Origin of the sequence: Dyella sp. C11, from assembly GCF_003121485.1 — a bacterium.
GTDB lineage: Bacteria > Pseudomonadota > Gammaproteobacteria > Xanthomonadales > Rhodanobacteraceae > Dyella.
This window is the reverse complement of the sequence record NZ_QAVX01000014.1, coordinates 66,068-77,064: the sequence shown is the minus strand read 5'-3', so window position 1 is coordinate 77,064 and position 10,997 is coordinate 66,068. Positions and strand designations below refer to the sequence as shown.

At 64.6% G+C, this 10,997-nt stretch carries 9 protein-coding genes and 1 pseudogene; 4 read left to right on the top strand and 6 right to left on the bottom strand.

Annotated elements, in window-relative coordinates; genetic code table 11:
* Nucleotides 1-172 precede the first annotated feature (172 nt).
* The 4 genes from cgtA to DK366_RS21560 form a co-directional block, all read right to left on the bottom strand.
* Nucleotides 173-1,240 carry an Obg family GTPase CgtA gene (cgtA, locus tag DK366_RS13965; protein ID WP_109126157.1) on the bottom strand — a complete coding sequence of 356 codons (1,068 nt, stop codon included), beginning with the start codon at nt 1,238-1,240 and terminating at the stop codon, nt 173-175.
* A 162-nt stretch (nt 1,241-1,402) separates the two neighbouring features.
* Nucleotides 1,403-1,660 carry a 50S ribosomal protein L27 gene (gene rpmA / locus DK366_RS13960; RefSeq protein ID WP_109126156.1) on the bottom strand — a complete coding sequence of 86 codons (258 nt, stop codon included), beginning with the start codon at nt 1,658-1,660 and terminating at the stop codon, nt 1,403-1,405.
* 19 nt (nt 1,661-1,679) lie between these two features.
* Complete coding sequence (rplU, locus tag DK366_RS13955) at nt 1,680-1,994, bottom strand: 50S ribosomal protein L21 (RefSeq protein ID WP_038616498.1); 315 nt, start codon at nt 1,992-1,994, stop codon at nt 1,680-1,682.
* A 97-nt stretch (nt 1,995-2,091) separates the two neighbouring features.
* Nucleotides 2,092-2,781: a DUF2059 domain-containing protein gene (locus DK366_RS21560; protein WP_232821047.1), complete on the bottom strand. Its 690-nt coding sequence runs from the start codon at nt 2,779-2,781 to the stop codon at nt 2,092-2,094.
* Nucleotides 2,782-3,013: 232 nt separating this feature from the next.
* On the opposite strand from DK366_RS21560, the gene uvrA reads away from it, so the two are divergent.
* The 4 genes from uvrA (at nt 3,014) to DK366_RS13930 (ending at nt 9,113) form a co-directional block, all read left to right on the top strand.
* Nucleotides 3,014-5,911, top strand: coding sequence for an excinuclease ABC subunit UvrA (gene uvrA, locus DK366_RS13945; RefSeq protein WP_109126155.1), 2,898 nt, complete (start codon nt 3,014-3,016; stop codon nt 5,909-5,911).
* A 274-nt stretch (nt 5,912-6,185) separates the two neighbouring features.
* Nucleotides 6,186-6,677, top strand: coding sequence for a thioesterase family protein (locus DK366_RS13940; RefSeq protein WP_109126154.1), 492 nt, complete (start codon nt 6,186-6,188; stop codon nt 6,675-6,677).
* A 140-nt stretch (nt 6,678-6,817) separates the two neighbouring features.
* On the top strand, nt 6,818-8,248 hold the full coding sequence (locus DK366_RS13935; protein WP_109126217.1) for a DUF4139 domain-containing protein: 1,431 nt from the start codon (nt 6,818-6,820) through the stop codon (nt 8,246-8,248).
* A gap of 109 nt (nt 8,249-8,357) precedes the next feature.
* The gene (locus DK366_RS13930; RefSeq protein WP_109126153.1) at nt 8,358-9,113 is read left to right on the top strand and encodes an enoyl-CoA hydratase/isomerase family protein; all 756 of its coding nucleotides are present in this window, start codon (nt 8,358-8,360) and stop codon (nt 9,111-9,113) included.
* A gap of 103 nt (nt 9,114-9,216) precedes the next feature.
* Here DK366_RS13930 and DK366_RS13925 read toward each other — a convergent pair whose 3' ends face one another.
* Entirely contained in the window at nt 9,217-10,098 is an 882-nt protein-coding gene (locus DK366_RS13925) for a sulfurtransferase (RefSeq protein ID WP_109126152.1), read from the bottom strand.
* A pseudogene (locus DK366_RS21755) lies at nt 10,095-10,894 on the bottom strand (CoA pyrophosphatase). The gene DK366_RS13925 and the pseudogene DK366_RS21755 overlap by 4 nt, the downstream one beginning before the upstream one ends.
* Nucleotides 10,895-10,997 lie beyond the last annotated feature (103 nt).

The window sequence follows — 10,997 nt, the reverse complement described above, 5'->3', positions numbered from 1 at the left end:
CCTACTGAACCATGACGCCGAGCACCCGCCCCTCACCCTGGCCCTCTCCCCGGAGGGGAGAGGGAGAAGTGCAGCGGCCGCCGGCGCCCCAAAAAAAGCGCGAAGCCCAAAAAGAAAAAGCGGCCCAGAGGCCGCTTTTTTTCTTCTGTAGCTGTCGGCGACAACCGCCAACTCACTCCCCGCGCAGACGCACATCTCCCGGCAACATATCCGTGCGCTCTTCCTGCGCCATGCGCTGCTCGGACAGGAAGTGCCACACCTGCTGGCATACCGGCATGGTGTTCTCGCGAGCGATGGCGGAAACCAGGAACCACGGCTCCTTCCACTCCAGGCGCTGCACCACATCCGCCGCGACGGCGTCGCGCTCGTCGTCCGCCAGCGCATCGGCCTTGTTCATCACCAGCCAGCGCGGGCGCTCCAGCAATTCAGGATCGAACTTCTCCAGCTCCTGCTCGATGGCACGCACCTGTTCCACCGGGTCCGAGCCGTCAATCGGCGCAATGTCCACCACGTGCAACAGCAGGCGCGTGCGCGACACGTGACGCAGGAACTGGATGCCCAGGCCCGCGCCGTCCGCGGCGCCCTCGATAAGACCCGGGATGTCGGCGATGACGAAGCTCTGGTCCGTACCCAGGCTGACCACGCCCAGGTTGGGGTGCAGCGTAGTGAACGGATAGTCGGCCACGCGCGGCGTCGCGGCGGACACGGCACGAATGAAGGTCGACTTGCCCGCATTGGGGAAGCCCAGCAGGCCCACATCGGCCAGCAGCTTCAGCTCCAGCTTCAGCTCACGCACATCGCCCGGCGTACCCGGCGTCGACTTGCGCGGTGCACGGTTCACCGAGCTCTTGAAATGGATATTGCCCAGGCCACCCTTGCCGCCCTGCGCCACCAGCAGGCGCTGGCCGTGCTCGGTGAGGTCGCCGATGGTCTCGTCGGTATCGACGTTGATCACCACGGTGCCCACGGGCACGCGGATATAGGTGTCTTCGCCGCCCTTGCCGTACATCTGGCTGCCCATGCCGTTCTGGCCGCGCTCGGCCTTGAACGAGCGCATATGGCGGAAGTCGATCAGGGTGTTGATGCCCTCGTCGGCCACCAGCCACACCGAACCGCCACTGCCGCCGTCACCGCCATCGGGACCGCCGAAGGGGATGAATTTTTCGCGACGGAAGCTGATGCACCCGTTGCCGCCGTCACCGGCTTTGACATTGATGATGGCTTCGTCGACGAATTTCATGGGGAGGGTTCCGGGGAAAGAAACCTGGGGAACGATGACGCGCAGCCGCGAAACATCATAAGGGAATCCGTGGTTTGCGCCTCGTCAGCGCCCGCAGCTTCCTGTTCCCGATAAAACAAACGCCCCGCCGAAGCGGGGCCTTCGCTGCAACATCGAAGGGGATTAAGCCTTGACGACGCTGACGAACTTGCGACCTTCAGCGCCGCGAGCCTTGAACTCGACGGTGCCGTCGACCAGGGCGAACAGCGTGTGGTCACGACCCACGCCCACGCCGGTACCGGCATGGAACTTGGTGCCGCGCTGACGCACGATGATGTTGCCGGCTTCGATGGCCTGGCCGCCGTAGATCTTGACGCCGAGGTACTTCGGGTTCGAATCGCGACCGTTGCGGCTGGAACCTACGCCTTTTTTATGTGCCATGACTCAATGCTCCAGTTGCTCAGGCGTTGATGCCCGTGATCTCGACTTCGGTGAAATGCTGACGATGTCCCTGCTGCTTCTTGTGGTGCTTGCGGCGACGGAACTTGATGATGCGGATCTTGTCGGCACGGCCGTGCTTGCGCACGGTGGCGCTGACGGTGGCACCGGCCACGATGGGCGCACCGACGGTGATCGACTCACCGGCGCCGACCAGGAGGACCTGGTCGAAGGTGAAGGCGGCGCCTTCTTCGGCGTTGAGCAGCTCCACGCGCAGGACGTCGCCCTGCTGAACGCGGTACTGCTTGCCACCGGTCTTGATGACTGCGTAACTCATGGGAATATCCCTTCTGTCGTTATTCTCTTGGGTTCGCCGGGCCCAGTTGGGCACCGACGAACTCGGGAGTATAGCGACCCCGAAGGGTGCTGGTCAATTACTGACCACCCTGCCCGCTCGGCTGACTGGCGGGCTTGTTCTCCGGCTTGGCCGGAGCCTTGGTCTCGGTCTTCGCCGGGGTCTTGCTGGAAGAAGCCTTGGCCGGCGCGGCGTGGGCTGGCGTCGTCTTCTTCGGCGCTGGCTTAGCCGCCGGTTTCTTGGCCGGCGTCTTGGCGTGAGACGTGCTCTTGGCCGCCGGCTTGGCCTCGTCGGCCTCGGTTTCGGTTGCCTTGACCGCTGCACCGCCCGCCAGCGCCGCGCCGGGTGCCGGGTTCACCTTGCCCGGGCAACGGCCGGTGCTGTCCAGCGTGCCCATCTGCTTGAGCTCGTTGACCATCTGCTCGCTGCGGTCGTGGCTCCACTGCTGGCCCGCCTGGTTGGCTTCGGCCATGGTGGTCGGCATCTCGTTGATCACCTTCTGGCCCAGCGGCGAGCGGTAGAACTTGAGCAGGCCGTCCATCTCATCGGACGTGAAATGGTGCTGCCACACTGGCACCAGCCGGCCGATGAACAGCTGGGTCTGGTTGTCGTCCATGTAGTTCTGCCAGAACTCCGGCTTCACGCAGGGCATGGATTGCTGCAGCGTGGTCACGGCCTGGGTGTTCATCTGGAGCAGCATCTTGCCCACGCCGACCACTTCCATCAGTTGCCTGACCTGGTCTTCCGTGGCCGGCCCCGATGCCGCCATGGCCTGTCCCATACCCATTGCAAGCGCAACGGCGACACCCCATCTGGTCAACTTGCCCATCCGCACTCTCTGTCCGTTCTGTCGGCCGGAGACCAGCCAAAGAATCCATTAAGCCATACTCGGCCGGATCTTCTCTTAAGAGTTTGTTGGATGGCGTCAGACGGCAATAACCGTACTGACAAGTTTGATATAGTACAGTTTTCCCCTTTCCCCTCGACCATTCTCGGGCGACATGGACACCATTCGCATACGCGGCGCGCGCACGCACAACCTCAAGAACATCGACCTCGATCTGCCCCGCGACAAGCTGATCGTGATCACCGGCCTGTCCGGTTCGGGCAAGTCGTCGCTGGCGTTCGACACCATCTATGCCGAAGGCCAGCGTCGCTACGTGGAATCGTTGTCCGCGTATGCACGCCAGTTCCTCTCGATGATGGAGAAGCCCGACGTCGACCACATCGAGGGTCTGTCGCCGGCCATTTCCATCGAGCAGAAATCCACCTCGCACAACCCGCGTTCGACCGTGGGCACGATCACCGAGGTCTACGACTACCTGCGCCTGCTCTATGCACGCGTCGGCACGCCGCGTTGCCCGGACCACGGCATTCCGCTGGAAGCCCAGACCGTGAGCCAGATGGTGGATTCCACGCTCGCCATGGACCCGGAGAAGCGCTTCATGCTGCTGGCTCCGGTGATCCGCGAACGCAAGGGCGAGCATGTGCAGGTGTTCGACCAGCTGCGCGCGCAGGGTTTCGTGCGCGCGCGCGTCGATGGCACCGTGTACGATCTCGACGCCGTGCCGCCGCTGACGCTGCGCCAGAAGCACACCATCGAAGTGGTGATCGATCGCTTCCGTCCGCGTGACGACATCAAGCAGCGCCTCGCCGAATCGTTCGAAACAGCACTGCGCCTGGGCGACGGTCTCGCCATCGTGGTCGACATGGACGATGCCAAGGCACCGGAACAGCTGCTGTCCTCGCGGTATTCCTGCCCGGTGTGCGACTACTCGCTGCCGGAACTGGAACCGCGCCTGTTCTCGTTCAACTCGCCCATCGGCGCGTGCCCCACCTGCGATGGCCTGGGCGTGACGCAGGTGTTCGATCCCGCGCGCGTGGTGGCACATCCGGAGCTCTCGCTCGCCGGTGGTGCCATCCGTGGCTGGGATCGCCGCAACGCGCACTACTTCCAGCTGATCCTGTCGCTGGGCGCGCACTACAAGTTCGACGTGGATACACCGTGGCGCAAGCTGCCGGCAGACGTCCAGAAGGCCATCCTGTACGGCAGCGGCAAGGACAAGATCGCGTTCAAGTACATCACCGAGCGCGGCGGTCGCGTCACGCGCGAGCATCCGTTCGAAGGCATCCTTCCGAACATGGAGCGCCGCTACAAGGAAACCGAATCTCCCGCCGTGCGCGAAGATCTGGCCAAGTACATCAGTGACCAGCCGTGCCCGGAATGCGAAGGCCAGCGCCTCAACCGCTCGGCGCGCAACGTGTTCGTGGCCGACCACGCGATTCCCTCGCTGACCTCGCGCTCCATCGACGACGCGCTGGGCTTCTTCGAAAAGCTGTCGCTCACCGGCTGGCGAGGCGAGATCGCCTTGAAGATCGTCAAGGAAATTCGCGAGCGCCTGACGTTCCTCAATGACGTTGGCCTCAACTACCTCACGCTGGATCGCCAGGCGGACTCGCTGTCGGGCGGCGAAGCGCAGCGCATCCGCCTCGCCTCGCAGATCGGTGCGGGCCTGGTCGGCGTGATGTACGTGCTCGACGAACCCTCCATCGGCCTGCACCAGCGCGACAACGAGCGCCTGCTCGGCACGCTCACGCGCCTGCGCGATCTGGGCAACACGGTGATCGTGGTCGAACATGACGAAGACGCCATCCGCATGGCGGACCACGTGCTCGACATCGGCCCGGGCGCGGGCGTGCACGGCGGCGAGATCGTGGCGCAAGGCACGCTGAAAGACGTGCTCGCCTCGCCGCGTTCCGTCACGGGCCAATACCTGTCCGGCAAGCGCGGCATCAAGGTGCCGGAGGAGCGTCGCCAGCAGCTGGACGCCGATTCCTGGCTTCACTTGAAGGGCGCCAGCGGCAACAACCTGAAGAATGTCGACCTCGCCATTCCCGCAGGCTTGTTCACCTGCGTCACCGGTGTGTCCGGTTCGGGCAAGTCCACGCTGGTGAACGACACGCTGTTCCGCCTTGCCGCCGCCGAGCTCAACGGCGCGAGCGAGCAGGCCGCGCCGTACAAATCCGTCGAAGGCTTGGAGCTGTTCGACAAAGTGGTCGACATCGACCAGTCGCCGATCGGTCGCACGCCGCGTTCCAACCCGGCCACCTACACCGGTCTGTTCACGCCGCTGCGTGAGCTGTTCGCACAGGTGCCGGAAGCGCGCGCACGTGGTTACACGCCGGGCCGTTTCAGCTTCAACGTACGCGGCGGCCGCTGCGAGGCCTGCGAAGGCGACGGCATGATCAAGGTGGAGATGCACTTCCTGCCGGACGTGTACGTGCCCTGCGACGTCTGCCACGGCAAGCGCTACAACCGCGAAACGCTGGAAGTGCACTACAAGGGCCACACCATCGCCGACGTGCTCGACATGACGGTGGAAGACGCATTCAAGCTGTTCGAGAACGTGCCGACCATCGCACGCAAGCTCGAAACGCTGCGCAAGGTGGGTTTGGATTACATCAAGCTTGGCCAGAGTGCGACCACGCTCTCGGGTGGCGAAGCGCAGCGCGTGAAGCTTTCCAAGGAACTGTCCAAGCGCGACACCGGTCGCACGCTGTACATCCTCGATGAGCCGACCACGGGCCTGCACTTCCACGACATCGAGCAACTGCTCGACGTGCTGCATCAGTTGGTGGAACAGGGCAACACCGTGGTCGTGATCGAGCATAATCTGGACGTGATCAAGACCGCCGACTGGCTGGTCGATCTCGGCCCGGAAGGCGGCGCCGGCGGTGGTCGTATCCTTGTTACCGGCACGCCGGAAACGGTGGCTGCCACGCCGGGCTCGCATACCGGACACTTCCTTGCCCCGCATCTCGACATGAAGCCCGCCAAGGCGGCCAAGGCCGAGAGCACGGCCAAGAGCAAACCTGCATTACGGAAGAAAACTGCATGAGTTCCACCGAAGCCGTGCCAAGGAGTCGGCCTTCATTTGCCAAGTGCCTCGCGTTGCGCCTGATTGGCGGCCGGGCGGGTGTGCACGGCGAAGCGCTTGACTGGCCGTCAAGTCGAGACGGGCGCGCCCGCTCGACCGCCAATCAGGCGCAACCCTTCGGGCCGGGTCTGTTTGCCCGCCGGGCTGCGTCATCGCTCAGTCGCGTATCGACATACACTCCTTCACTCTTCCTTGCCCCGCGGGCAAACAGCTCCCGGCGCGAGGTACTTGGCAAATGAAGGCCGACTCCGCGCGCACGCGTTCCCGCAAGGCCGAGACGCAGGAAAGCGCCGTGGCCGTGACGGACGCACAGGCACCCGAGGCGACGCCCACTCCGCTGTTCGTCGCCCCGATCGGCGTGCGTTGGCGCGACCTGGACGCGTTCAACCACGTCAACAATTCGATCTACCTCACCTACCTCGAAGAGGCGCGCCTGCAGTGGCTGCAGCACGTGCCGGGCTGGTTCGACGAGCATTCGATGCCGGTGCTGGCCAACAGCGAAGTGAACTACCGGCGCCCCATCGAGTGGCCAGCGCAGTTGAACGTGGAATTGTTCTGCGAGCGCCTGGGCAACAGCTCCATCACCATCGCGCACCGCATCCTCAACGCGCAGGACAATGCCCTCTACAGCGATGGCAAGGTGGTGCTGGTGTGGATGGACCCGTCCACCGGCAAGCCCGTAGCGCTGCCGCAGTCCATTCGCGATTCCGCCGAACACGGCGCTTGAACGACCACGCGGGCATTCGGGGTTAACGCCCCCGACACGACGGATGCCGCAGCTTCATGCGGCATCCGTACCATCAGCGGCGACCACCCGAAAGGAGTTCGACCGTGATCCCGCTTCCCCTCCGTACCCTCGCCTTCGCCATGGCCGCCGCCAGCGCAGGCGTCATTGCCGCACCCGCCAACACCAGCCTCACGCTCTACCACAGCGACGACAATGCGCTCTTCAGCGCAGGCAGCAGCGACGCCGTGCCCTCGGGCAACGCGATGGCGCGCGAGCCGCGTCAGCTGGACCTGAAAGGCGGCATGCAGGACATCAGCCTCGACGGCCTGCCGCAGTACATCGATCCGGAAGCGCTCTCGCTGAGCGTGGACAACGGCGCGGCCAAGGTGATCTCCCAGCGCCTTCGTTTTGGACAGGGGCAATACGCCGCGCTGGGCAGCTTGATCGGGCAGCCCGTGGACGTGCTGGGCACCAACGGCGAGATGCTCGCTTCCGGCACGTTGTTGCGCGCGGGCGACGATGGGCTGCTGGTGCACGACACCTTCGGCGCCGGCGACCGCACGGCCCTGATCCACAACTATGGCGCCGTCAAGGCGCACGGTGTCTTCCGTGCCGGCTCCAGCCTGGAATTGCGCGTCGATGCCAGCCGTGCGGGCAAGGCACAGGCGGTTTTGAGCTACGCCACGTCGGGGCTGGGATGGCGCGCCGCCTATGTGGCCACGCTGGCGCCGGGTGACCGTTGCAACATGCAGTTTGAATCGCGCGCCAGCATCGCCAATCGCAGCGGGCGTGACTGGACCGGCGTGCAACTCTCCCTGGTGGCCGGCGAACCGCAATTCGCCAAGCCGTCCGCTGGACCGCGCCCGATGATGTACGCCGCTCGCGCAAAGACCGCCGACGCAGCCTTGCCCGAGCAATCCACCCTGTCGGATTACCGCATCTACAACCTGCCTGCACCGGTCGATCTGCCCGATGGCAGCGTCAGCCAGGTGCCCCTGTACGACACGCGCCCGCTGGCCTGCGAACGGACGGCACTCTACGAGAACGGCAACGCGTGGCTGCCGCAGCAACCCTTCATCAGCCCGGATTTCGCTTCCGGCGGTGACAACGGTGGCGTCGTCAGCACACTGCAGTTCAAGGCATTCGACAGCCTGCCCGCCGGGCTTCTGCGCGTACTCACCGCCGACCGCAACGGCACGCCGCAATTCATTGGCAGCGGCCGCATCAACGACACCCCCAAGGGTGGTGACGCGCGCATCACGCTGGGTACGGCCTTCGACCTGCGCGGCAATCGTGAGCGCACGGCGTTCAATGTGGACAAGAGCGCACGTACGCTCGACGAGGCGTTCCGCATCACGCTCACCAACGCAGGTGACAGCGCGCGCACCATCACCGTGCGCGAGCATCCCGGCCGCTGGAGGCAATGGAAGCTGGCTTCGTCCAGTGCCAAGCCCAGCCAGCAGACCACCGACACGCTGGAGTTCAAGGTCAACGTTCCTGCCAATGGCACGGCAACGCTGGACTACGCGCTGCAGTACCAGTGGTCGACGGATGACCATCCGCAAGGATGACCATCCGCAGGGCTGAGCGTATGAAACGCTGACATGCTGCGGGTGCACCTTCCATGCACCCGCAGGTTTGCTACGCTCGCTGCTCTTTCCCTGCACCGCGAACGCCGCCATGCTCAACCTGATCACGCACGACGCCATCACCGAAATCAACATGGCGCGCCCGCCCGTCAACGCGCTCAATGTCGAACTGCTTCATGCACTGCGCGACGCGGTCGACACCGCCATGGCCAGCGGTGCGCGCGGCATCGTGCTGTCCGGCATGCCGGGCATGTTCTCCGCGGGCGTGGATGTGCCTTCGCTGCTGGGTCGCGATCGCGATGGCGTGCGTGATTTCTGGCGCGAATTCTTCCTTACCGGATCGAAGCTCGCCACGTCGCCCGTGCCGGTGGTGGCCGCCATCACGGGACACAGCCCCGCCGGTGGCGCCGTGCTGTCGCTGTTCTGCGACTACCGCGTGATGGCGGAAGGTCCGTTCAAGATCGGCCTCAACGAAGTGCAGGTAGGCCTGGTGGTGCCGGAAAGCATCCAGATGGCGCTGCGTCGCATCGTGGGCGGTTATCGCGCGGAGCGGCTGATGGTGGCCGGCGCGATGATCGAATCCGCCGAGGCACTGGCCATTGGCCTGGTGGACGAAACCACCAACGTCGAGCAGGTGGTGACGCGTGCGCTGGTATGGATGCAAGGCATGCTCGCCCTGCCCTCCAACGCCATGCTGAAGACGCGTGCCATTGCGCGCGCTGATCTCATCGACGTCTGGGCCCACCCCGAACAGCTGCCGATCGATGCCTTCCTCGACGCGTATTTCCATCCGGAAACGCAGACGGTGCTGGAGAAGCTGGTCGCGCGCCTGAAGAAAAAAGACTGACCAGCAAACGAAACACTGTGGGAGCGCACCCTGTGCGCGACGGTTCTGGCGATAACGCAAGGTTCGTCGCGCACAGGGTGCGCTCCCACAAAAAACCGGGGAATCAGCCGGGCTCGGCGCCTTTCGCCACTGGTCGGCTGGCATCGCTGACCCAGCCACTCCACGACGGTGCATACAGTCGCGAACCGGTCAGGCCTGCGAGCTCCATCGCCAGCAGGTTGTGGCACGCCGTAACCCCTGAGCCGCACATGTGCACGACATCGCGCGGCGCATGCGTGCCCAGAAGTGCCTTGAATTCTTCGCGCAGCGCGGCGGCGTTCTTGAAACGCCCATCATCACGAAGATTGTGGGCAAACGGGCGATTGAGCGCGCCCGGCACGTGCCCGCCCACGGGATCAATCGGCTCCACTTCGCCGCGATAGCGCGGTGCAGCGCGTGCGTCGAGCACGACGCGTGCGGGATCATCGCGTAGCGTCGAGTGATCGACCAGGTACTGGCCGGCATCGAAATGCAGCGATACCGCATGCACCTCACGTGTCACATCGCCCGACTCCACAGGCAGCCCGGCAGCAACCCATGCTGCGTAACCGCCATCAAGCACCGCCGCGCCGCGTATGCCGGACAAGCGCAGCAACCACCACAGGCGCGCGGCGGCCAGCGAACCATTGGCCGCGTCGTAGCACACAATCTGCATGCCTTCGCGCCAGCCCCACCGGGAAACGACCTCGGAGAACGCGGCTTCCAACGGCAAGGGATGCCGCCCCAGACCCAGGGCCTGACGCGAAAGGTCGGAGAGATCGGTATCGAGGCTCGCGTAGACCGCTCCGGGAATGTGTCCCTCGCGGTAGTCGCGCTCGCCCTTGCCCACATCGCGTGCACCGGAGCCTGGCGCCATCAGCTCGAAACGGCAATCGACGATGAGTACATCCACAGGCGCCAGCGCAGCCAGTTCCTGCACATCGATCAACGTAGTCTTGAGTGTCATGCGCGTCCCATCCTTCGAAGAAGGTTCAACACCATGGCTGCCGTCGCACCCCAGATGCGATGGCCGCCGTGCACGAATTCCACCATGTCGCGCTGTTGCCCGCGGAAATCCATGGTGTAGCGACGAAGGTTGCCGGGATCGAGAAAGAACGACAGCGGCACTTCGAAGACTTCCGCCACTTCCGCTGGCGCGGGATACAGCCGCGCGTCCGGATCGATGCGCGCCACCACCGGCGTGATGTTGTAGCCACTGATGGTTTCGAAGCGATCGAGAAAACCCAAGGGCATCACCAGCCGGCGTTCGAGACCGATTTCTTCCTCGCTCTCGCGCAGTGCGGTGGCCACGGCATCGGCATCGCCGGGGTCGGTGCGTCCACCCGGAAACGCCACCTGGCCTGCATGATCCTGCAGATGATCCGTGCGAACGGTGAGCACCAGGCGCGGTTGTACGCCTTCGCGTATGCCCACCAATACGGCAGCCGGCCTGCGCGGCTTGTCGCCGATCAGCTGGGCCATGTCTGCGTGGTTCCAACCTTGGCCTGTCGGCGGGGACGACAGGGGCAATACTGCGTGACTGAGATCGGTCAGCAGTTCACCCATCACGGGTTCTTCCGTTCGGGAAGGACGTCGCGCATGTAGTGCAGGCGCTCTTCATCGTTCATCGATCGCCACCGGGCGATTTCATCGCCGGTGCGCAGGCAGCCTATGCAGTAGCCGCGCTCGTCCAGCCTGCAGATGTTGATGCAAGGGCTCAAGGGAACGCTGGTGAGACCAGGGGAACTGTCAGCCGCCGTCATGCTGCAAATGATGTCTGCAAAGCGCGGCACGGAGCGTGCCGGTGAGACACGCATGCTATCGCAACGGCAGCTGGGGTGTCATGCGGGCCACCCTCGAGGCCCG

What these genes read in the sequence shown, in the direction of transcription:
- cgtA (WP_109126157.1), bottom strand. Translation starts at nt 1,240, where the DNA reads ATGAAATTCGTCGACGAAGCCATCATCAATGTCAAAGCCGGTGACGGC.
- rpmA (WP_109126156.1), bottom strand. Translation starts at nt 1,660, where the DNA reads ATGGCACATAAAAAAGGCGTAGGTTCCAGCCGCAACGGTCGCGATTCG.
- rplU (WP_038616498.1), bottom strand. Translation starts at nt 1,994, where the DNA reads ATGAGTTACGCAGTCATCAAGACCGGTGGCAAGCAGTACCGCGTTCAG.
- DK366_RS21560 (WP_232821047.1), bottom strand. Translation starts at nt 2,781, where the DNA reads ATGGCGGCATCGGGGCCGGCCACGGAAGACCAGGTCAGGCAACTGATG.
- uvrA (WP_109126155.1), top strand. Translation starts at nt 3,014, where the DNA reads ATGGACACCATTCGCATACGCGGCGCGCGCACGCACAACCTCAAGAAC.
- DK366_RS13940 (WP_109126154.1), top strand. Translation starts at nt 6,186, where the DNA reads ATGAAGGCCGACTCCGCGCGCACGCGTTCCCGCAAGGCCGAGACGCAG.
- DK366_RS13935 (WP_109126217.1), top strand. Translation starts at nt 6,818, where the DNA reads ATGGCCGCCGCCAGCGCAGGCGTCATTGCCGCACCCGCCAACACCAGC.
- DK366_RS13930 (WP_109126153.1), top strand. Translation starts at nt 8,358, where the DNA reads ATGCTCAACCTGATCACGCACGACGCCATCACCGAAATCAACATGGCG.
- DK366_RS13925 (WP_109126152.1), bottom strand. Translation starts at nt 10,098, where the DNA reads ATGACACTCAAGACTACGTTGATCGATGTGCAGGAACTGGCTGCGCTG.